The 21,788-nt window shown below is 65.4% G+C and carries 16 protein-coding genes; 8 read left to right on the top strand and 8 right to left on the bottom strand.

Annotated elements, in window-relative coordinates:
* Positions 1-164: 164 nt before the first annotated feature.
* Positions 165-1,769 (top strand): hypothetical protein, encoded by a 1,605-nt coding sequence (locus ACOYYX_RS01430; protein WP_422928155.1) that lies wholly within the window; start codon positions 165-167, stop codon positions 1,767-1,769.
* A gap of 263 nt (positions 1,770-2,032) precedes the next feature.
* Complete coding sequence (locus ACOYYX_RS01425; RefSeq protein WP_422928154.1) at positions 2,033-2,632, top strand: malonic semialdehyde reductase; 600 nt, start codon at positions 2,033-2,035, stop codon at positions 2,630-2,632.
* Between the two features lie 115 nt (positions 2,633-2,747).
* Here the strand turns inward: ACOYYX_RS01425 and ACOYYX_RS01420 are convergent, their stop codons facing one another.
* On the bottom strand, positions 2,748-3,527 hold the full coding sequence (locus tag ACOYYX_RS01420; protein ID WP_422928153.1) for an FkbM family methyltransferase: 780 nt from the start codon (positions 3,525-3,527) through the stop codon (positions 2,748-2,750).
* A 589-nt stretch (positions 3,528-4,116) separates the two neighbouring features.
* Here ACOYYX_RS01420 and ACOYYX_RS01415 point away from each other — a divergent pair.
* On the top strand, positions 4,117-4,638 hold the full coding sequence (locus ACOYYX_RS01415) for a hypothetical protein (RefSeq protein WP_422928152.1): 522 nt from the start codon (positions 4,117-4,119) through the stop codon (positions 4,636-4,638).
* A 209-nt stretch (positions 4,639-4,847) separates the two neighbouring features.
* Here the strand turns inward: ACOYYX_RS01415 and ACOYYX_RS01410 are convergent, their stop codons facing one another.
* Positions 4,848-5,288, bottom strand: coding sequence for a YkvA family protein (locus ACOYYX_RS01410; protein ID WP_422928151.1), 441 nt, complete (start codon positions 5,286-5,288; stop codon positions 4,848-4,850).
* A gap of 265 nt (positions 5,289-5,553) precedes the next feature.
* Between ACOYYX_RS01410 and ACOYYX_RS01405 the strand changes: the two genes are divergently transcribed.
* A complete protein-coding gene (locus ACOYYX_RS01405) occupies positions 5,554-7,032 on the top strand; it encodes a prolyl oligopeptidase family serine peptidase (RefSeq protein WP_422928150.1) in 1,479 nt (492 codons plus the stop codon).
* Between the two features lie 81 nt (positions 7,033-7,113).
* Here ACOYYX_RS01405 and ACOYYX_RS01400 read toward each other — a convergent pair whose 3' ends face one another.
* A complete protein-coding gene (locus tag ACOYYX_RS01400; protein WP_422928149.1) occupies positions 7,114-8,013 on the bottom strand; it encodes an aldo/keto reductase in 900 nt (299 codons plus the stop codon).
* Between the two features lie 258 nt (positions 8,014-8,271).
* Here ACOYYX_RS01400 and ACOYYX_RS01395 point away from each other — a divergent pair, with 258 nt between their 5' ends.
* Positions 8,272-8,868, top strand: a complete 597-nt coding sequence (locus ACOYYX_RS01395; protein ID WP_422928148.1) for a riboflavin synthase — start codon at positions 8,272-8,274, stop codon at positions 8,866-8,868.
* A 75-nt stretch (positions 8,869-8,943) separates the two neighbouring features.
* Positions 8,944-9,873 (top strand): 16S rRNA (adenine(1518)-N(6)/adenine(1519)-N(6))-dimethyltransferase RsmA, encoded by a 930-nt coding sequence (gene rsmA / locus ACOYYX_RS01390; protein WP_422928147.1) that lies wholly within the window; start codon positions 8,944-8,946, stop codon positions 9,871-9,873.
* 1,231 nt (positions 9,874-11,104) lie between these two features.
* Here the strand turns inward: rsmA and ACOYYX_RS01385 are convergent.
* The 5 genes from ACOYYX_RS01385 to ACOYYX_RS01365 all read right to left on the bottom strand — a co-directional run bounded on the left by ACOYYX_RS01385 (position 11,105) and on the right by ACOYYX_RS01365 (position 18,029).
* Positions 11,105-12,532, bottom strand: coding sequence for a hypothetical protein (locus tag ACOYYX_RS01385; RefSeq protein ID WP_422928146.1), 1,428 nt, complete (start codon positions 12,530-12,532; stop codon positions 11,105-11,107).
* 776 nt (positions 12,533-13,308) lie between these two features.
* Positions 13,309-13,887 carry a hypothetical protein gene (locus ACOYYX_RS01380; protein WP_422928145.1) on the bottom strand — a complete coding sequence of 193 codons (579 nt, stop codon included), beginning with the start codon at positions 13,885-13,887 and terminating at the stop codon, positions 13,309-13,311.
* Between the two features lie 148 nt (positions 13,888-14,035).
* The gene (locus ACOYYX_RS01375; RefSeq protein ID WP_422928144.1) at positions 14,036-15,634 is read right to left on the bottom strand and encodes a lipopolysaccharide biosynthesis protein; all 1,599 of its coding nucleotides are present in this window, start codon (positions 15,632-15,634) and stop codon (positions 14,036-14,038) included.
* A 114-nt stretch (positions 15,635-15,748) separates the two neighbouring features.
* Positions 15,749-16,438, bottom strand: coding sequence for a PepSY-associated TM helix domain-containing protein (locus tag ACOYYX_RS01370; protein WP_422928143.1), 690 nt, complete (start codon positions 16,436-16,438; stop codon positions 15,749-15,751).
* A 7-nt stretch (positions 16,439-16,445) separates the two neighbouring features.
* On the bottom strand, positions 16,446-18,029 hold the full coding sequence (locus ACOYYX_RS01365) for a DUF2271 domain-containing protein (RefSeq protein WP_422928142.1): 1,584 nt from the start codon (positions 18,027-18,029) through the stop codon (positions 16,446-16,448).
* A 433-nt stretch (positions 18,030-18,462) separates the two neighbouring features.
* Here ACOYYX_RS01365 and ACOYYX_RS01360 point away from each other — a divergent pair, with 433 nt between their 5' ends.
* Positions 18,463-20,742, top strand: a complete 2,280-nt coding sequence (locus tag ACOYYX_RS01360) for a polymorphic toxin-type HINT domain-containing protein (RefSeq protein ID WP_422928141.1) — start codon at positions 18,463-18,465, stop codon at positions 20,740-20,742.
* Between the two features lie 137 nt (positions 20,743-20,879).
* Positions 20,880-21,782: a hypothetical protein gene (locus tag ACOYYX_RS01355; RefSeq protein ID WP_422928140.1), complete on the top strand. Its 903-nt coding sequence runs from the start codon at positions 20,880-20,882 to the stop codon at positions 21,780-21,782.
* The last annotated feature ends 6 nt before the right edge of the window (positions 21,783-21,788 follow it).

Below are 21,788 nucleotides of genomic sequence, written 5' to 3'. Positions count from 1 at the left end.
GCAAAGGGAACGCGCAGGATTTTGTGGCGGCTTTGACGCCCGGGACCGGGAGGGGTTGTGGTCAACCCGGTTCGATCGAGCCACGGAACCTTCGTCGGATTGGGCATGAAGCTCGTGCTGAGTCTTTGTCGTGTGCATACCTTTGACTCAGGAGGTTAGCGTCAATGTCTCTACGTCGTGCCTCGTGTGTTGCCTGGGCCGTGGCGGCCTCGCTCGGCGCCTGGACCGCTCCGGTCCTCGCCGAGACGGCCACCATCATCAACCAGGGCTCCAAGCCCGCGTTCATTGCCGTGCGCTACCTCGCCGAGAAGAAGGATTCGAACGGCCCGTCGGGCGAGCGGATCGCCACCTATCAGGTGACCCAGGGGTGGACGAAGATCGAGCCCAACGGCGGCTCCGCCAACATCGAGGTCGGGGCCTCGGGCGAGTTCTACCTCCACGGCCGCGACCTCGCCGGCGACATGATCCGGTTCGGCACGCCGTCGGTCGAGGAGCACGTCAACGACGAGCCGTTCGAATCGATCCGGCTCGTGCTCGAGACCGACCAGAACGGCACCCGCGAGACCTCGGGCCACCAGATCTACGCCTCCGGGCTCAAGCTCGAGCGTCGCGTCCCCCAGGGCGAAGAGCCGACCAAGCACGGCTGGCACATCGTCACGATGTACAAGCTGAAGTCGAACAGCCCGGTCGCCCTGATGGCCGCCGCGCCCGTCCCGGCCGAGACCCCGACGGTGGCCCCGGCCAATCGCCCGGTCGCCCCACCGACCCCGATCAACCGGGTCTCGACCACCAAGCCGAACGCTCCCACGACCCGCGCCATCGACGACGACTCTCGGCGCCCCTCCATGAAGCCCGACGCCGAGACCCCGAAGCCCGACCTCGACGCCCCCAAGCCCGTCGCCGACGCCGAGAAGCCGGGCAGCGACGAGGCCCCGAAGCCCGTCGTGGCTGAGGCATCGAAGCCTGGCAGCAGCGAGGCCGCGAAGCCGGTCGTCGACGCCCCCTCCATGCCGAAGCCCGCGGCCCCGGCCCCCGAGACCGTCGTCGAAGCCAGGAAGCCCGAGGTCAAGGAGCCCGCTCCCAGGCCCGAACCGGCCGAGCCGCCCAAGGTCGCCGAGGTCATTCGCAGGCCGGTCGTCCAGGTGCCCAAGCCCGTCGTCGACGCGCCCAAGCCCCCGGCGAACCGCATGCTGGCCTCGAACTCGAACGCGAACCTGAATGAGACGCGCCGACGCACGATCAAGAAGCCGAGCCGCGACGTGGTCAGCGAGGAAAAGGTCGCCCCGACCGACGCGTCGCACGCCAGCGCCTCGGAAGAACGCCCCGTCGAGTCCAGCAAGCCCGCGCCGGAGCCGGTCCTCACCCACGCCTCGATCGCCAGGCCGTTCACGGGCGAACTCCCCATCTCCCTGGCGGGGACCCGCTCGACGCTCAAGGCTTTCAAGCGGAACTCGAGCAAGCAGGTCGCCGCGAGCGACTCCTTCGTGTGGGTCTTCGCCACGAACAGCGACGTCATCGAAGCTCGTCCCACCCGCGACAAGTCGGGCCTGACTCGTCGCGTGGTCGGCCGCTTCACCGAGGGGCGGAACTGCCAGCAGATCATGCTGGAGGACCAGCCCAACCCGCTGAATTACACCGTGACCCGGCTCTCCGAGGATCAGGTCGAAATCCGCATCACGGGCAAGACGGCCGACGGCCAGCCCGCCCGGTTCGAAGGCAAGCTCGAGACCGCCACGCCTGAGTTCCTCGGTGCCATGAGCGACCGCTGATCCATATCGACCCGGCCCGGGCCTGACCCGGGCACATCGACCAGGCCATCCATCGAGGGGGGCCCCCGACGAGCTTTTCGTCGGGGACCCCCTTCTTTACGCGCCATGGACGCGAAAGGGGTTGATACGTCCGTTGATCTGAGCCGGATCGACTGCGACCGGCGGGGTTCTCGATCGGGATCGGCTTTTGCGATGGCGCGTGCGACGTCGATGGGTTATGCTGTCGCCCATCGACGATCATCAATGCCCGAGGAATCCAAGCGATGGCCGAACCGTTGAATGACCAGGCCCTGGACGTCATCTTCCGCGAGGCGCGCACCCACGTCGCCTGGCTCCCCCGCCCGGTGGAGGACGACGTCTTGCATCGGCTCTATGAGATCGCCAAGTTCGGCGCGACGTCCGCGAACACGACGCCGATGCGGGTCGTCTTCGTGAAGTCGGCCGAGGCGAAGGAGCGGCTCAAGCCGGCCCTGATGCCCGCGAACGTCGACAAGACGATGTCGGCCCCCGTCTGCGCGATTGTCGCCTACGACACGCGCTTCCATGAGCACATCCCGTACCTCTTCCCGCAGAACCCGGGCTTCGCCGCCCTCTTCACCGCCCCCGGCAGGGAAGAGTTCACCAGGGCCCACCTGATGCGGAACGGCTCGCTGCAGGGTGCCTACCTGATCATCGCCGCGAGGGCCGTCGGCCTCGACGCCGGCCCGATGTCCGGCTTCGACAACGCCAAGGTCGACGCCGCCTTCTTCCCCGACGGCCGCTTCAAATCCAACTTCCTGGTCAACCTCGGCTACGGCGACCCCGCCCAGCTCCGCCCCCGCAACCCGAGGCTCAGCTTCGACCAGGTTTGCACCATCGCCTGAGGCAAGGCATCAGCGGCAAACATGCTGACATGATGGTAATTGGCTTGCGAGAGTCGGTAGGCTCACGCCGGCCCCGGAGCGTTCGGGGCCGGCGTGTCTGGCAGGGGTGTGCGGCTCAACGAGCCCCTTCGGTCGCCGGGAGCGCGAGGAAATTGGCGCTGAAGGTCGTCGAGGGGAATGACTCGACTTGGTGGTTGATCTCGCCCGTCTCGGAGATGCCGTAGAGGTGGTATCCCAGCGAATGGAACTCGTTCAGGAGGTCCATCGGTGAGACCCCAGCATTCTCGCAGGTGACGTCGCCGATCTCGACCATCACCATGTCGATGCTCTTCGATTTGAGCAGCTTCCGGGCGCCCCGGATCACGGAGAGTTCGAACCCCTCGACGTCGATCTTCAGGAAGTCGATATGGCTCAATCCTTCGCGGGCCGCGTGGTCGTCGAGGGTCGTGACGGGCACCTCGACGATCTCGTCGGCGTGCAGCGTCCCCTGGTTCCAGGTGATGTCCTTCGTCGCCAGCGTATTCAGGCCGCTCAGCTCGCGATGGACGCGGAGCTTGGCCATGCCGGGGGCGTCGCTGACCGCGACCGAGAAGACCTTCACGGTGGTGACGCCGTTCGCGTCGAAGTTGCTCTGCAGCAAGGCCCGGGTGCTGGGCGTCGGCTCGAAGGCATGAATGCGGCCGGTAGGTCCCGTCAGATGCGCCGCCTCGAAGCTGAAGAGGCCGTGGTTCGCGCCGACATCCACGACCGTCATCCCTGGGCGGAGGACGTGCTCGAGCAGGGCACTCTCGTGCGTCTCGGGATTCCCGTCGCGGAGGTAGTGGTATTCGGTCAGGCTGACCGCCTGATACTTATGCCCCCAGCGGTTCTTCGACCATGGTGCCTCTTTCCGCAACGCACGAACGACACTCCACTCGACCCTGTTCCGCAAGTTCTTACCACGCCTGAATATACCACGGACGGCGCGAGCGAGAATGGCAGGAGATGAGCTCATAAATGAGAGCCTTGAATCCCTTTCGGCGAGGCAAATCCGTTCCTGAAAGGACCGGCGGTCCAGGATCATCACTCAATACGGAAGAACGACACCAACGAGTGGGGTGTCTGGAATCAGATCTCATCAATTCCAGGGAGATGGGCGGCGCGGCAGGACTCGCGCCATTCGTACATTCAGGTGAGGCTAGGCAAAATTCGTCGCCCCTACCGACTCCAGAAAACTTAACAATTTTACCGAGCTGCAGCAACAGCCCTTCGTATTCGCGAAACCTAATTCCATCCCAACTTGTTTACAAATGGAAACAAAGCATAAGCCGATCCATATTCTTGGTGATGAAAACCACATGGTCCCGCAAAAGTCATCGGCTGCCCCTCCATTTCCCCTCAACGTAAACCCTTGGCATGAGCTTTGCCTTGGGTATGAAGGAAGTTACAAGGCGGAAACGCCTTCAGATTCATGGCGACTGGATACACAACGGAGGACTTCCACCATGCCCAGCACGATGACGCCCTTCCAGAGGGCGATGGCACTGGCGGCGATCACGGGGTTGAAGCTCTCGCTCGGGCCGGCGTTCCTGATGACGTCGCGCAAGCGTCAGGGGGCCCGGGGTGTGGCCCTGGCGGCGATGGGGGAGCTTGTTTTGGATAAGGCGGGGTTCCTGCCCAGCCGGTACAATCCCGCCCTGCTGATCCCGAGGACGCTGGCCGGGGCCTGGGTCGCGCACGAGAGCTTGAAAGAAGACGGTGTCGAGGACCCGCTCGCAGCTCCGATGGGAGCCGTGATCGCGGCCGGGTTCGCCAGCGTGGCCCCCATGGCCCGGATCGCACTCAGCCGGGGACTTGGCATCCCCGACCTGGTCCTTGGCGTGGCCGAAGACTACCTGGCGCTCCGGCTCGGCTCAGAGGCCACCGGAATGTCGATGGAGGAAATCGCAGGCGTCGCCAAGGAATCCTTTGAGGAAGCCAAGGAGCAGGTCAAGCCCGCGCTCGCGTCCATCGGTGTCGAGGCCTGAGCCAGGCCCTCGCCGCATCAGTATTCAACTGAAGCGACGAATACGCCGTCCTCGCCCACGATCGATCATCCCTCACTCACTTTGGTGGGGTGTCTTGGATCATGTGGAGGACGGCGTCGTTGTTTTGAGAACCTCGTCAGCCATGACACACGAGCCGGTATCGGCCAAAAGGCTCAATGCCGGCTCGAAGTTGAACGAGTTAAGCAGGTTCAGGCGTGGGCGGCCTTCGGGCCGAGCTCGGCTTGCATCCAGGCCCGGGCGCGTTCGCGGTGCTCCGACGTGATGTGCGCGGAGACGGCGGTCAGGGCCCCGGCCAGGACTCCCGCATCGTCGCTCATGCCGACGATGGGGAGGATGTCGGGGATGGCGTCGAACGGCAGGATGAAATAGGCCAGGGCCGCCGCGACAGTCCCCTTGACCCAGAGGGGGGTTTTGGGGTCGAGCAGGGCGAAGTACATCGCCACGGTCTCCTGCGCCAGAGGGATCTTGTTGAGGTGGCGCTTGGCCTTGAGCACGAACCCCTCGCGGACCATACGCTCGTTCGCCTGCTCGTCCGCGCCGACGTAGTCTTCGGGACGGACCTGCTTCCCCTGGTCCTTGCTTTCGTCCTGTCGAGATTTGTGGAACCAACGGGCCAGTCGGGTCGTCATATCAGCCTCTCCGTTTCCACGGATGTTTTCGTTGCCCTCGATGCGGCTTTCCAGGGAATTCGCTGCAGATCGCCGATTCTTCGTGCGGATCCACCCGCTTTATGCCTGTATACGCAACGTCCGGGCCAGAGGTTGCTCGACTCGAACGATTTTGGCCGCGACCGGGTTTGACACCCGTCGACGTCGCGAACACAATCGTCCTCATCTCCCATCACGGCCAATAAATAGAATATCCCGCACGGACAGGCCAGCAGGGCGAACGACCATGAGCATTTCGTTCCGATGTACGCGGTGCGGGAAGCCATTCCACGTCGCGGATGAGCTGGCCGGCAAGGCGGCGAAATGCAAGCAGTGCGGCCAGCGCTTAACGATCCCCGCGCGAGGCACGACGCTCGACGAGCCGGACGATCCCTATGATCTCCAGGAAATCGCCCAGCCACCCCGCCCCTCGAAGCCCGAGACCGGGCCATTGCCGCCGGGGCCGGGCATGGGCGATCCCAGGCGTGCCGGATTCAAACCGAGGCCGGAACGCGAGATCGGGGGCTCCGAATCCGGGTCCGGGTCGGGCAAGACCTGGGTCAAGAACGTGGTCGGCGGCGTCCTGATCGTACTCTTCTTCCTCAGGGTCTATGGAGGCTATCGGAGGGATCTCCGCAAGGCGGAGCCGGCCAATGGTCTCGCCGCGCAGCCGGGCACCCCGGCTCCACTGGCTGCAGGATCCACCGTCGACCCCAACGCGCCGATCGCCATGCCGGTGCTGCCGGAACTCGGATCGGGAATCGAGATCGAGCCCGGCATCCAGCTCCACGAGGTCCACCTGCCCGGCGGCACCCAGCCGGGGCATTCGGGGAAGATCTGGGCCTACCTCCCCTCGGGCGAGCATGCGCCGAGGTCGCTCCCCTGCGTGATGATCACGGGCGCGGGCAGCAATCTGCTCACGGGGATGGAACTCGGAGACGGCGACCGGCCCGAGCACCTGCCCTACGTCCGGGCCGGTTTTGCCGTGGTCGCGTACGAACTCGACGGCATGCTCCGGGATCGCGAAAACATCAATGAAGCCGAACTCGGCGCCTGCATGAACAAGTTCCTGGCGGCGAGGGCCGGGCTCGTCAACGCCCACGTGGCGATCGAGTTCGCGTTGAGCAAGGTCCCCCAGATTGATCCCGAGCGGATCTACACGGCGGGGCATAGCTCGGCAGGGACCATGTCCTTGCTCTTCGCCGAGAACGAGCCCAGGCTCAAAGGTTGTATCGCGTTCGCCGCGCCGGTCGATTTGGAGGCTCGGTTCGGCCCTGAGGCGGTCCAGGAGTTCAAGCAGGTCGGGTTCGGCGACCTCGCGATCAAGTATTCGCCCAAATACGGCGAGGCGAAGCTCCAGTGCCCGGTCTACCTCTTCCACGCCCGCGACGACTCGAACGTCCCGGTCTCCCAGAGCGAAGACTGTATGAGGCGCCTGGAACAGCTCGGGAAGACGGTCGTGCTCGACATCGTGGAGACGGGAAACCATTACGACTCGATGATCGCGGAGGGGATCCCTCGCGCGATCGCCTGGCTGCGTCAGGAGGCACACGTCTCCGCCGAGCCGGAGCAAGCTCCGATCTCCAGGGCGGCGTCCCCATTCCAACGGCCCGGGCCGCATATTTATATGCCGCCGTCATCCCCTTTCCGGCGGATCAGGCCTCCCCTCATTCCGTCGCGCCCCCGAGGCCCTCGATTCGGCCCGAGAGGGTTCCGGAATCGCTGATGGGCGGAAACGGGACGAGGCCAGGCAGGTAGGACCCGACCGGCCTCGTCGCTTTGGTTTCGAAGATCCGCCAGGATCGGCTCAGCTTCGCTTGGCGCCCAGGGATTCGATGGCCGAGGCCGTGCGGGTGATGATGTCGTCGACCTGCTCGGTGGACTCGAAGCCGATGATGAAGGCGTTCACCGTGCCGAGGCCGAGGACGTAACGCAGCGACGCGTCCTTGCGCTCGGGGGTGGTGATCCGGCCTTCGCCAAGGATCTTCATGCCGATGACGCCCTTGCCCGCGGCGTGCATCTCCTCGAGCTGCGAGGCGACCTCGTCGGGCTTCTTGTCGTCCATGATCAGCCCCTCGGGGTTGATCCGGGCGAGGTCGACCTCGACGAACGGGTCCTTGGCGGCGGTCCGGAGCGGGTCCATGCCGTGGCAGCTCGTGCCGTGGGCGCGGATGATCTTCTTCTCCTTGGCCTCGCGCAGGTATTCCATCGACCCGCGGTTGTCGGCCGGCCAGCCCGACTTGGTCATGCAATGCAGCAGGAGGATGTCGATGTACTCGACGCCCAGCTCGAGGCAGTATCGCTCGATGTGGCTCTTGGCGTCGGCGTAGTTGGCCGCGTGGGTCTTGGTCTGGATCACGTACTTCTCGCGGGGGACCCCCTTGAGGGCCTCGCGGAGGTAGACGTGCGAGCCGTACTGATCGGCGACGTCGAAGAGGCAGACCCCCTTGTCGAGCGCGTGGCGGACGACGCGGGTGAAGCCCTTGATCCCGAGCCGGGTCTGGTTGCTCGCCTGGCCGTTGCCGATGCTGCCGGTTCCCATGCCGATGAGCGAGACCTCGATGCCGGTCTTGCCCAGCATCACCTTGTCGGTCGGCGACTTGGGCAGGTTGGCGCGAGCGGCCAGGGCGCTCGAGGATGCGGCCAGGGCGGTGGTCGCCACGGTCGCCTGGGCGATGAAATCGCGTCGGTTCAGGGACGGGGTCATGGCGGTCTTGCCTCCGTTGGGGTTGGAGTTCGTCGTTTCCCGCAGTTTTTCGGTGGCGCAGGGGGGCCGGTCCCTCCCGAACCCAGGGATCCCCGATTCTAACGCGGCGGGGGGTGTGCTACCATATCCGATGCGAGAAGTGGGGACGGGCCGATCCGGACGGACGCCGAGGACCTCGGCGGCGGTCCCCTCAATCCAAAGCGAACGACCACGGCGGGCAATAGCCCGCCCTACCCCGTTTCGGAAGTGTCCTGATTCATGTTTACGGGCCTGGTGGAAGTCCTGGGGCGGGTCGATCGGGTCGTCGAGGAGAACTCGGGACGCAGGCTGAGGCTCGTCTGGCCGGGCCTGGCCGAGCCCCTGGCCCTCGGCGAGAGCGTGGCCGTCAACGGCTGCTGCCTGACCGTGGTCGCCTCCGAGGGAGACTGGTTCGACATGCAGGCCGGGCCCGAGACCCTCGTCCGCACGAACCTCGGCACGAAAGAGGCCGGATCCCCGGTCAACCTCGAACGCTCGCTCAAGGTCGGCGACCGCCTGGGCGGGCACTTCGTCCAGGGGCATGTCGATACCACGGCGGCCCTCCTCGAGCGCCGACGCGACGGCGAGTGGGAGTTCTTCCGCTTCGGGATCGCCCCCGAGTGGACCGCCTTCCTCGTCCCCAAGGGATCGATCGCGGTCGACGGCGTGAGCCTGACGCTGGTGGACGTCTCGGCCGACGGATTCTCGATCATGCTCATCCCGCACACCCTGGCCATCACCACGCTCGGGACGCTCGCCCCCGGCGACCGCGTCAACATCGAGACCGACATGATCGCCCGGCACGTCGCCAAGCTCATGGCGCACAAGACGGCATAGCCCGATTCCTACTGGCTCCAAGACCCCCGACTCCCGACCGCACGTCGCGACTCGACCGACTTCAAAGGTTGCTCCATGGCCACGAGCCGACAGACACAGACGTACCTCCGCAACCTCTTCGAACGGCGAGGGGTGGCCCCCAAGCATCGCTACGGCCAGAACTTCCTCATCGACCTGAATCTGCACGAGCTGATCGCCAACACGGCGGAAGTCGGCCCGAATGACGTGGTGCTCGAGGTCGGCCCGGGCGCCGGGGCCCTCACGACCCTGATGGCCGACCGGGGCGCGGCGGTGGTCGCCGTCGACATCGACCCGGTCATGGCCAGGTTCACCAGCGAGGCCGTGGAAGGCCGACCCAACGTCCGGGTCCTGAATTGCGACGCCCTGGCCAACAAGCACACGCTGGCCCCCGAGCTGCTCGACACCGTGCGTGCGGGCCTGGCCATCTCGCCCGACAAGCAATTCAAGCTCGTGGCCAACCTCCCCTACAACGTCGCCACCCCGATCATCAGCAACCTGCTCATCCACCCCGAGCTCAAGCCCACGCTCATGGTCGCCACGATCCAGCTCGAGTTGGCCGAGCGGATGCGTGCCGAGCCGGGGACCGAGGCCTATAGCGCCCTCTCGGTGATGATCCAATCCCTGGGCGATTGCACCCTGGTCCGCACCCTCCCGCCGACCGTCTTCTGGCCGAGGCCCAAGGTCGACTCCGCCGTGGTCGCGATCCGGCCGGACCCGGCGAAGCGGGCGGAGATCTCCGACCTCGCCTGGTACAAGGAGATCGTCCGGCAGGTCTTCCTCCATCGCCGCAAGAACCTCCGCCAGGTCCTGCACAGCATGTGGCGCAAGGAGTGGACGAAGCCCGAGGTCGACGCCCTCCTGGAAGGGTTAGGCCTGACCGGCATGATCCGCGCGGAGTCGATGAACGTCGAGGAATTCCGCTCTCTGGCCGATGCCCTCCGCCCACGTTTCCAGGAACATCCGCCAACACCCCTTGCGGAGTAAGCCGAGAATCGATTCACTAGAACCCTGCGGAACGGCCGAGAGATCGAAGGCACGCGATGAGGCGTGCGACCTATTTGAAGCGATGGCTACCCGCAAGACCCTGGGCGTGTCCGCCCAAACCGAGAAATTCGGCGGCCGACCGCTATTCCCAGGGCTCCGTTTCTTGATTAAGTCAATAAGTAGCGACGTACGCTGCCAGCTCGAGTCCTCAATTCCGTTCGGTCAGGTTCGCCTCCGGAAAGGCCGCCGGGGCAACTTGCCGGGACGCGTCCATCCCGCGGATGGTTTGCAAGACGCTCCATCCTGCGTATGACCCTAGGTTCGTGGAATTTCGCAATATTTTAAGACAGAGACATTTCCTTACTAAAGTCACGTCTGCGACAGCAACGTTCGCGACAAGCAAAGCAATTCAAGAAGAATAAGGGAACAGATCCGGCGAGACCGAGATTTCCATCGAGGCAAGACAGACCACCTTGAGGCCAAAGGGCGACCAGTCCGCTTACACAAAATAAGCAACACAACCCAGTATCACAAGATATGCCGACATGCAGAAGATCCAGCAGATTCGCTCGCGATTGACCAGAACGCATACTTGCCTGCGAGACCTTTCCCTTCGAAACACCTGACCTGGTTATCGAGGTTTTAGCACTTGAGAAAATCTCTACAAAATCTAGAAAATTTTGATTTCATGTGATAATGTTCCTCCTGGATGCAGTCTCCATGGATGCGAGTTGGTGAACGCAGGCGAGGGATTAGGCGGGAGTGCCCAGCCTGCGTGGAAGTCACCACGATAGAAAAACTCCGCCCGTCGAGGCGGTCGACCCTGGGTCGACCGCCTTGGCTCGCTTTAGGGCCTCGCACTTTTTCGCCGACTCCCCCGCCCTGCTCCATCCGGCCAGTGCCCTCCTCATGAGGCGTCGAACTGCACCCTCCGCCGACGAGGGCGACCCTGAAGATTCCCGCATCTCATAATAATCACCATGTGAACATAAATTAAAATTACCATGACATTCCTCACGCACTTGCCGTCCGCGATGGCCGTGGGTGACCTGCCGTCGGCGAGGCTTACCGCGGGCCTGGATAAGTTCGGGCCATAAAAAAACGAGACGCGTCGCCTTTGAGGGAGGTGACGCGTCTCGGTCGAGAAATGAGGGGAGGATGAGGCCCGTGGGATCATTCCGTTCGACCGGATGATCCCGGGATCCCTGTCGTCTCCGGACTACTCACGACATTACTGCTGCGGGGAGCCCTGGGGGCTCGGCGCGGGGGCCGGAGCCGGCACCGGGGCCGGGGCGGCCTGCACAATCGGGGCGACGGGGACCTGGACGGGGACCTGATACGCGACCTGGCGGGCCACGGTGCGGCAGACGGTGTGGTTCACGGTCACCGGGACCTGTTCGGGCACGGTGACGGGGACCTGACGCGTGGCCGGCTCGCTGACGTAGCGGACGGTCTGGACCGGGATCCGCTCGACCTTCTCTTCGTTCACGTAGTTGACGGTCTGGACCGGGATGGTCTCGACCTTCTGCTCGTTCACGTAGCGGACGGTCTGGACGGGCACGCTCTCGACCTTCTGCTCATTCACATAGCGGACGGTCTGGACGGGCACGCTCTCTACCTTCTGCTCGTTCACGTAGTTGACGGTCTGGACCGGGATCGTCTCGACCTTCTCTTCGGGAACGTAGTTGACGGTCTGGACCGGGATCGTCTCGACCTTCTCCTCCGGGACATACTGGACGGTCTGGACCGGGAAGGTTTCCACCTTCTGCTCGCAGACGTACTCGGTGGTCTGGACCGGGACCTGCCGGGTCTTGGTCACGCGGACATAGTGCGTCTCGGTGACGTCGCGGGTCACGGTCTGGTACTGGGGGGCCGACTGGGCGCTCGGGGTCGCCTGGCCGCTCGGGGTCGCCTGGCCGCTCGCCACGGGCACCTGCTCGGTGACCTGGCGGGTGGTGGTGACCGGCTCATTCTCGTAATAGCACTGGTTGACGTAGACCGTCTTCGCGACCGGGGTCATGACCGACCGGGTGCGCTGCTGGTAAGTGGTCTGGGGGACCGCCTTCGTCACCGTGTACTTGCGCTGCTGGTAGGTCGTCTGCGGGACGGCCCGCACGACGGTGTACTTGCGCTGCTGATAGGTGGTCTGCGGGACCGCCTTCGTCACCGTGTAGGTGCGCTGCTGGTAGGTCGTCTCGGGGATCGCCTTCGTCACCGTGTAGGTGCGCTGCTGGTAGGTCGTCTCGGGGATCGCCTTCGTCACCGTGTAGGTGCGCTGCTGATAGGTCGTCTGCGGGACGGCCCGCGTCACCGTGTAGCGGCGTTCCTGGAAGGTCGTCTCGGGGACGGCCCGCGTCACCGTGTAGTTCTCGGTGCGATACTCGGTGCGGAAGCGGGTCTGATAGACGGTGGTCGGCTGGTTCTCATAGACCGTGTCATAAACGGTCCGATAGCAGGTCTGATAGACCGTCTGATACTGAGGGGCGCACGCCACGGCCACCGGGACGCAGCCGGCGACCGGAGCCACCGCCGGCGTGCAAGGAGCCGGGGCACACTTGTGGAAGGCACCACCGCCGTACGAAGCCCATGCGGACGGGGCCGTACCCAGCACCGCCAGGGTCACCGCCGCAATCTTGGCGCTCGCATATCTCAATGCCATGCTCTGAATCTCCTCCCTCGCGTTGTCAGTCCCAGTTGACTCGCCATGCGTCGGCCTCGGGGCGAAGCCCCGGACTTCGACGGACCTTCACGGCAGGCGTACCTTCGACGCCGTCCGCGCCTCACCGGCCCGCGACTTCACATTGGCCGCACACATTGCGGAATCAGCCCACAATCAACGAACGTGCCAAACAGGCACAATTCGCCAATTCCCCCCGATTTAGGGCTTTAAATAAAATCGCCTGATACCACTTAAATGTCAACGTAGCCCCATCGGCATTTTGCACTTATTCTGCGCATCTTAATAATCAGCGTGTGATATCGAGAATCTCATTTCTCAAAATCCGTTACTACTCAACCAAACCCCGCATCTTCCGCGGCCTGAAAGGAATAACTTCCTGCCCAGATCCTGCAAGCTGACGAGAATTAGATCACGAATATGTTCGACAGACGAATCGAAAATGCAACATCGTCCAGGCGATATCATCACCGCATGAGGGGCAAAATGAACGATAAGTTAACAATGACAAACAAAGAAAACCGAACGCATTGTGGAGCGCATTTCGGATCATGACGCTCGGGAGAACGCCTCGGGGATGGGGTTCGGGGGCTATCTTCACCACAATTCGGCCGACAGCAGGGCGAATGGGAGGGAATTCCTACGGCGTCCGCCTGGGAATCAAGCGGCCGATTTGCTCAAGGATGGGAAGGCCCGAGCCGAATTCACCGGATCTTCCCAGAGCGGCCCTAGGATCCATCGGGCACAGCCTATCTCATTCACTTGTTCAGATGAGAGTCCTCGGTCTTGCGCAGGCTTCGCGGGTCCTTCACGGTGCGGGGCAGGAGGATCTTCGGGCGGGGGTGGCGGACGGCGATGACGGGCTCGGCGCGGTCGCTGAGGTCATCCCAGAGGGACGAGAGCTCGGCGAGGGCCGTCTCGGGGCGAGAGCGGGCGACCCTCGCGTCGATCTCGTCATGCAGGGCCTGCAGACCGGCGAGGTCGACGAGGTTCGAGCTCGTCAAGGTGGCGAGCATCGCGTGGGTGTCGTCCACGGCCCGCTGCCAGGCGGCCGGGGCGACGCCTTGCGCGACGACCTTGCCCAGCGGGTCGATGGCCGGGGCCACGACCTGAATCCCGAACCGGGCGCGACGATCATAGTGGGAGCGCCAGTCGCGAAAGGCCAGCGAGAGCACGCCGCAGATCAGCAGGAAGACGACCCCCGCGCCGACCACGAAGTGTCGCCCGGAGAAGAACGGGAGCTCGAACGGCCCGACGGTCGAACGGGCCTGAGCGAAGCCATCGACCCGGAATCGGCGCAAGCGTCGATCAGGCGGAATGTCGTTGCTCGCGGACACGGAGAAACCTCGACTCGAAGTTCGGGCGAACGCCCGAGATCATCCCTCACGCCAGTGTAAGACGACGAGGGTGCTCGCGGAAGGCGTCGGGAACCTTCATCCCCGACGCCTTCCCATTCTCTCGCGATCAAAGAGCGGCCCTGGGCCCTCAGCCGCCGATCCTGGATCGCACGAGGCGGATCATCGTGTCGAGGTCGGATCGCCCGGCCGCAACGCAGAAGTATCCCAGGAGATACGCGACGCAGCCCATGCTCAGGTGGGCGACGAGGGGAACCGCCCGCTGGAAGGCGGAGGTTCCCAGCTCGATCGGGACCAGGTATCGGCAGAGCAAGGAGACGGCCAGGAGCGCCGCGGCCCCGGCCAGGGGAGCCGAGAGCGTCCTCGAGCAATAAGTAGCCGGGTTGATCTTCAGGACGCGCCAGATGTAGGCACCCGGCACGAGCAGGTTGGAGACGATCGTGGTGAGGACCGTCCCCCAGATCACGCCGCGGACGTCGCCGAGCTGGATGGTCAGGGCATAGCTGATCGGCAGGTTGATCAGGGCGCCGCAGAGCGTGGAGATGGCGATCACCGAGACCTTGTTCATGCCGATCGCCATCTGCACCTGGATGCCGATGATCAGCGGGATCGTCGCGAGCAGGAAGAGCCGCATCTGCGGGGCCAGCCCCGCCGCGTTCACCAGCCGATCCCCGACCCAGAGCGAGAGGAACGGGGCGGCGTAGATCCAGGCGAGGATCCCGACCGGCAGCAGGAGCCCGAGGTGGAGCCTCGGGGCGTCGTACTTCATCCGGTCGAGGCCTTCCTCATCGCTCGCCGCCGCGAGACTTGCCACGGCCGGCATGACCATCGACGCCAGCATCCAACCGGTCATCCGGATCTGCACGAAGGGCTTGCTGATGATCGCGTAGATCGTATTGGCCATCTCGCCGGCCTCGGCCGGGAGCGCGAAGCCCAGGATCGAGGCGTCGATCCGGTCCGCCAGCACCACGCTGAGTTGCATCAGGAACATGTAGAAGCTGATGTGCAGCAAGGGCTTGAAGTCGGCCCAGCGGGCTCCCGAGAAATGCGGGGCGTAGCCGAGCTCGCGCGACATCACCCAGATCGCCGGGACCAGCACCAGGCCGACCTGCGCCGCCGTCTGGGCGACCAGGATGTTGAAGAAGTCGACGCCGAGCCGGACCCCTCCCCAGAGCAACAGGAACCGGATGATGACGACCCCGACCTCGAGCCTGGGGATGAACTCGTATCGCCTGGCCGCCTGCAGGACGCTGGAGACGACCATCGAGATCCCGTAGCAGGGGGCCGTGAGCGCCTGGAGCCAGAGCACCTTGATGATCAAGGAGTAGGACTCGCCGCTGTACTCCGACCTCGGCATCACGACGTAGGCCAGGGTCATCAGGGCGGCGACCTGGATCAAGGCCACGACCGCGTAGAAGTTCATGCCGCAGGCGATGGCGCGATTCACGCCGAGGCGATCCCCGCGCGTGTAGCGGTCGGAGACCTGACGCTGGAGCGCCGAGCCGATGCCGAACTCGAGCAGGAACTGGAGGAAGCCGAAGCTCCAGGCGAGCGAGTAGGCTCCCATCTTGGCCGCGCCGAGGGACTCGAGGGTCAGGCGGACCGTCCAGAAGGTGAAGACTGCCTGGAGGGGCGTGCGGAGCGCCAACCAGAATGTGCCACTGGCCAGGCGGCCGAGCACGGGGGGCAGGACTCGCGCATTGGTGGGGGTCGTGGTGGCCGAGGTCACGCGTTCCTTCCTTGGATCGGAGAATCCATTCGTTACCCTGGTCTGGGTCCAGATCATAGCCCACCTACCCGTCTATCCAAAAGCCCAAAACGGGTTGGGCACTCGGACAAACGTTCAGGGGACCCCCAGCCAGTAGACCGCGAACGCCGCCAACGTCCCCACCAGGGCCACCACCAGGCCGGGGCCTCGACGCAGCTTTAAATAGAACAAAAGCACCAGGCCGGTCAGCGAGACAACGGCCATCAGCAAGGCCGAGACGTCGATGAGGACCGACCAGACGGGCCCGGTGTCGCGCCCCTTGTGCAGGTCATTGATGAGCGCGAGGAGGCCGTGGTACGACTCGGTGAGGTTGTACTGCCCCGAATCGCGCTGGATGAAGGCGTCGGCGGCGTATCCGGGGCCCTTGAAGGTCACCATGCACTCGCTCTCGTCGACCCGGAACTCGACCAGGGCGCCCCGGATGCCGTGCGTCCTGCGGAGGTGCTCGACGACCTCAAGCTTGTCGACCTGTTCCGAGCCGTCCCGCTGCCCGTCCGCCGGCGTGCCGGCTCCGGGCGCAGGGCTTCGATGCAGCCACTCGGGCTTGACCTTGCCCTCCACCTCGACCCGGCGCTCGGCGCCGTCGAGGAACCAGTCCGGGTGATTCAGGGTGATCCCCGTGACGCCGAAGAAGAGGATCACGGCGAGGCCGAACATCGAGAGATAAATATGCAGCCACCTCATCCAGGCGGCGACCCGGATCGAGAGCTTCCGCCGGGGCGTCGGGCGGCGCCCGGCGGGGGGAGATACATCCGTCGTCGTCATCGTCGGGTCACTTCCCTCGGGATTTCTTGCGGTACTCGACGGCGGCGGACTTGATCTCGGCATTTCCCTTGAGTTCCTCGGCGAACGGCGCACCGCCGACCTTCACCGGCGTGCGGATATTCTGATACGTCCCGTGCTCGCGGGCGGAGTCGATGTAGAGGGTGTATTCCCCGGCTGGGACGGGCTTGCCCAGGTCGTCCTTGCCGTCCCAGATGACGGTGTACTTGCCCGGGGGCCGCGTGGGCCGGGAGATGGCGTCGACCATGTCGGTCTTCTGGATCGCCTTGCGGGGCTGGTCGGACTTGTGCCAGCGCCTGAGGTCGGGGAGCCACTGGAACGGCCCCGGGCCGCCGTGCGAGACCCAGAGGACCAGGTTGCGGACGGGGAATCCATCCTTGTCCTCGACCCAAATAGCCACATAAGGCCGGCGATAGCCCCGCTCCGCCTTCTCGGGCCGGTTGATCTCGAAGTTCACGACGAGCTCATTCTCGCGACCCCAGGGGGCAGCGGCGGGCTTGGCCGCCGGTTCATCCTTCTTCTCCGGAACCGCCTTCTCGTCGGCCAGGGCCAGGACGGCCGACCTCGACTTCTCGAAACGGCCCCAGCCTCGGCTCCGCGTGACGGCACCGTCGGCGGCGATGACGAGGCACTCGGCGTCGGGGCATGACTCGACCAGGCGGACCCCTTCGGCGGGGGTGAGGACGTTCAGTGCCGTGGCCAACGCATCGGCATCGGCCGCATCTTTGGCGAGCACCGTGGCGCTCGCGACCCCGGCGACGGGCCGGGCGGTGCGGGGATCGAAGATGTGAGAATACCAGGCCCCCTGGATGCGGAACCCGCGATGGGAGTTGCCGCTGGTGGCCACGGAGCGGTCGCGGACCTCGACGTAGGTGAAGGGGTCGCTGGCCTCGGAGTCGGCCGTCGGCGCGACGATGCCGACGAGCCGGGTGACGTCGCCGCGGGCACGCAGGTCGCCGCCGACGTTGAGCACAAGCCCGCGGATGCCCCGCTCGGCCTTGAGGGCGGCCTCGGAGGCCTTCCCGACGATGAACCCCTTGGCAATGGCGTTGAGGCTCAGCGGGCAGGCGGTGAGCCGCTCGGCCGTCCTGACCGCGGGGTCGAGCCGCCAGGCCGGGGCCTCGAGTTGGGCCAGGGCCTCGGCCTCTTCCCCGGGCGAGGGCATCCGCCCTTCCCGGGCGCAGCGGGTCCAGAGTGTCGTCAGGACTTGCACGCGAGGATCGAAGGCCCCCGCGCTCGCCGTCCGCCAGCGGTCGCTCGCCTCGAGCATCTCATAAAGCTCGGCCGAGACCTTCGTCGGCGTGCCCGGCGCCGTCGCCTGCCAGCGGGAAAACTCGCTCTCGCGGTCGTAGCCGCTGAAGATCCGGCCCAGGCGGTCGATCTCCCCCAGGATCTTCTCCTCGGCCCAGTGCGCGGCCTTCTCGTCGTCGGCCCGGACGCGCAGCTCGAGGGACGTCCCCATCACATTTTCATAATTGAACACAAAATCCTGGCTCGCGACGGCGTGCCGGAGGCCTCCCGCCCCGAGGCAGGCGAGGAACAGGCAGGGGAAGATCCATGAGGGTCGGGGCATGGGTGTCGCAAGGCTCCTCGAAGGGGGGACGAACCTTTGGGGGATCCTGCCGCCGGCGTGGGCTCGTGAACTCGGCTCCCCGCCAAGGGGAATGGCCACCTGCCGCGATTCGGTCGTCGAACCGCGAGGCCGGCGCCAGGTCGATCAGTCCTCAATTGTAGAGCGTCAGGAGTCCCAGACCAGTGCCCACCTCGGGTTGACATTCCGACGCCGAGGCTCGCCGCGTGAGCCAGGCTCACGAAATCCCCGAACCATATTGCCATTTGCACACTTCGGACCAAAATTTACGTGGTATTGAGGCTCATCCTACTCGGCGACGTCCCCAAAACGACGGGGCGTCCTTCGAGCCTCGAACGCGGCGGGTCCGTGGTCGGATCCACGACGGGACGCGGCCGCGTTCGTCGACGACGGACCTTCGACGGGAGAAACGCCCATGTTCGGTGCTTTGTTCGTCGCGCTTGCCCTGGTTGCAGCGGCCCCCGATCAGGCTCCTCCTCAGCCTCGAGACCAGCCGCCGTCGGCCGAGACCCTCAAGACGTACGAGAAGCTCAAGCAGGGCATCGGCCGCGACGCCGACGCCCAGGTGCGCCTGGCCCTCTGGTGCGAGGCCCACGGGCTCAAGGCCGAGCAGGTCAGGCACCTGGCCCTGGCCGTCCTGACGACCCCGAACCACGCGAAGGCCCGCGGCCTGCTGGGCCTGGCAACCTACCGGGGCAAATGGCAGCGTCCCGAGGCCATCAGCGGCGCCGTCAATGGCGACGAGGTGATGGCGGCCAGCCTGGCCGAGTACAACGCGAAGCGAGCCGGGATGAAGAACACGGCCGAAGCCCACTGGAAGCTCGGGCTCTGGTGCGATCGGCGCCACCTCGAGCCCGAGGCCATGGCCCACTTCTCGACCGTCCTCCGGCTCGACCCGTCCCGTGAAGGGGCCTGGAGGCGGCTCGGGTTCAAGAAGAAGGGAGGCCGATGGGTCAACGAGAAGGCCCTCGCCGAAGCCCAGGCCGAGGCCGAGCGCCAGAAGGAGGCCGACCGGCGCTGGAGGCCGCAGATCGCCAGGTGGCGGGACCAGTTGAAGAACCAGGCCAGGCGTGCCGAGGCCGAGGAGGCGCTCGCCGAGGTCACGGACCCCGGCGCCGTCCCGGCCGTCTGGGCGAGCTTCGCGCGGGGCAATCCGGGCGAGCAGCTCGTCGCGGTCCGACTCTTCAGCCAGATCGACGCCCCAGGCTCCTCGAAGTCCCTCGCCTTCCTGGCCGCGTTCGGCGGTTCGGGCGAGGTGCGCCGACGGGCGACCGAGGTCCTCCGGCGTCGCGACCCTCGCGAGTTCGCCAACGTCCTCATCGCCCTGCTCCGCGAGCCGGTCAAGTACGAGGTCCAGCCGGTTGCGGGGCCGGGCTCGCCGGGGGCGGTGTTCGTCAAGGGGGAGCGGTTCAACGTCCAGCGCCTCTACGCGCCCCCGCCCCTCCCGTTCATCCCATTCTTCCCCGGCAGCTACCTCAGCTATGACGATTACGGCCTACCGGTGCTCCACCAGTTGAGCACGGCCTACACGAACACAAGCCGGATCTCGGCGGATCAGCTCTTACCGGCGATTCAGGCCGACCGGAGGATCGCCGATAGGATGACGCGCTTCACCGAAGGGGTGATCGGGCTTGAGCGGGGGGACGTGAAGGCGTTCGGCGAATCCCTCGATGCCCGCAACCAGATGCAGATCGCCCCACTCGGCTCGCCCTCCATCTACGGCGTGCAGCCGGGGCAGATGAGCGTCAACGGGCCTGGGATCCCCTATTTCAATCCACAGACCAGAGAGCAACTCGCTCAGGCCATCGAAAGGACGGCGAAGGCCGAGAATAGTAACCCGTCCCAGTTCGGGTTCACCATCGGGGTAAGCACGACGGTCGACACCCAGATACCCGTCGGCCGCATGATGCTGGAGGCGCAGAAGACGGCGCAGGCGGCCCAGCAACAGTTGCAGAATGACGTCGCCAGTATCGACGCCTATAACAGGGAGGTCAGCACCCGGAACACGGAGGTGGGCTCGGTGCTGGATCAGGCGACGGGACAGAGTCTCGGCGGCGATCGGAAAACGTGGGATGCCTGGTGGACGAACCAACTCGGCTACGCCTACAAGACGCCCATCACCGAGCCAGCGCCAACCTTCTACGAGGAGGTGCCGCTGGCGTACCAGCCCCAACCGATCCCCATCGCCGTGTCGACCTACACGGAAGCCACGGGCTTCACGCGGATGAGTTGCTTCGGCGCGGGGACGCCCGTGCGCACACTCACCGGCATCAAGGCCATCGAAAGCCTCGAGATCGGCGACCGGGTGCTCACCCAGGACATCAAGACGGGCGAGCTCCGCTACAAGCCCATCCTCCTCGTGCACCGGAACCCGCCCAGCGCCACGTTTGCCGTGGAGGTCGGGGGCGAGACCATCGTCAGCAGCCACTTCCACCGCTTCTGGAAGGCCGGGCAAGGCTGGGTGATGGCCCGCGACCTCAAGCAAGGGGACACGCTCCGCACGCTCGAAGGACTCGCCCAGGTCGACTCCATCGTACCGGGGAGTGTGCAGCCCGTCTTCAACCTCGACGTCGCCGACGACGCCGACTTCTTCGTCGGCAAGCAAGGGGCACTCGTCCACGACAACACCCTGCCCAGCCTCCGGCTCAAGCCCTTCGACGCGCCCCCGACGCTCATGACGAGCGAAACACCCTGATCCCGATCCGAGCGGAGCCCCTCGGGATCGAGGTGTCTCGAAATGGGCTGAGGTGAGATTTCCGAGAATGGCGAGATTGGGTAGGATAAGGCGCATCTGCTGGCTTCGGAATCGGCTCGCAAGGGAGGGCGAGGGGCATGTTGGCCAAGGAACGTCCGAAACGAGCGCACGTCGCCGGGCTCATGATCCTCGGCCTGACGATGATCCTGGCGCAGGCTGAGGTTTCGGGCCAGGAGACGGTTCGAGCCTCGTCCAAGGCCAAGGCCGCCGGGGCGGACGGGCCTAAGCTCGTTCATCTCGCCCCCGGGGCCACCGTGAAGACACAGGCTCCTGCCGGATGGTCGTACCGGGTGATCCGCTCGATCCCCCGCCTGGCCTCAGGCGAGTTGGAGAGCCTCCCCAAGTCGGCCGCGGCCACGGCCGCCCTCTTCCGCACGGTGATCGCGGTCAAGGTCGTTCAGAAGGGTTCCACCTACGAGCTGACCCGCGTCGGCCTGGGCAACGCCGTGCCGGTCGGCAATGACGAGGTCGTCGTCACCGAGGAAGGCCCCGACGACGCGCTGGAGACCCTCGGCTTCGTGGATCGCGTGGTCCTGAAGGAGGCGGAGGCCGAGCTGAACAAGGGGAAGCTCGCCGCCCGGACCTCGACCTTCGCCCTCTATCGCGCCCCGTCGACCCTGGCCGTCGGCAAGAAGCACGTCGCGATCGACCTGCTTTATGCCCTGATGATCGACCCCCAGACCGGTGCCCTGACCACCCTCACCTGGGCGGTCCCGGCAGGAGCCCGCGCTGCGGTCTCCAAGGTGATCGAGCTCCCCCAAGGGTTGAGCTTCGAGGCCCCCCTGGACGTGAAGGTGACCCAGTGGCTCGGCCCCGTGCCGGTCGCCTACTCCTTCGCGATGGCCTCGCTACCCCCCGGCCGGGCCATCGAGGTCCCCGAGGACGCCAGGCGCATCGTCGCCGACGCCTGCAACGGGGCCGATCCCTCGGCCCTGGAGCAGACCCTGCAATCGCTCGCGACGAGCTCTCGGGCTCGTTGATACCGG

Origin of the sequence: Singulisphaera chitinilytica (assembly GCF_049331405.1) — a bacterium.
GTDB lineage: Bacteria > Planctomycetota > Planctomycetia > Isosphaerales > Isosphaeraceae > PoT.
Note: the sequence above shows the minus strand (reverse complement) of the source record. Positions and strands in the feature narration are given on the sequence as shown.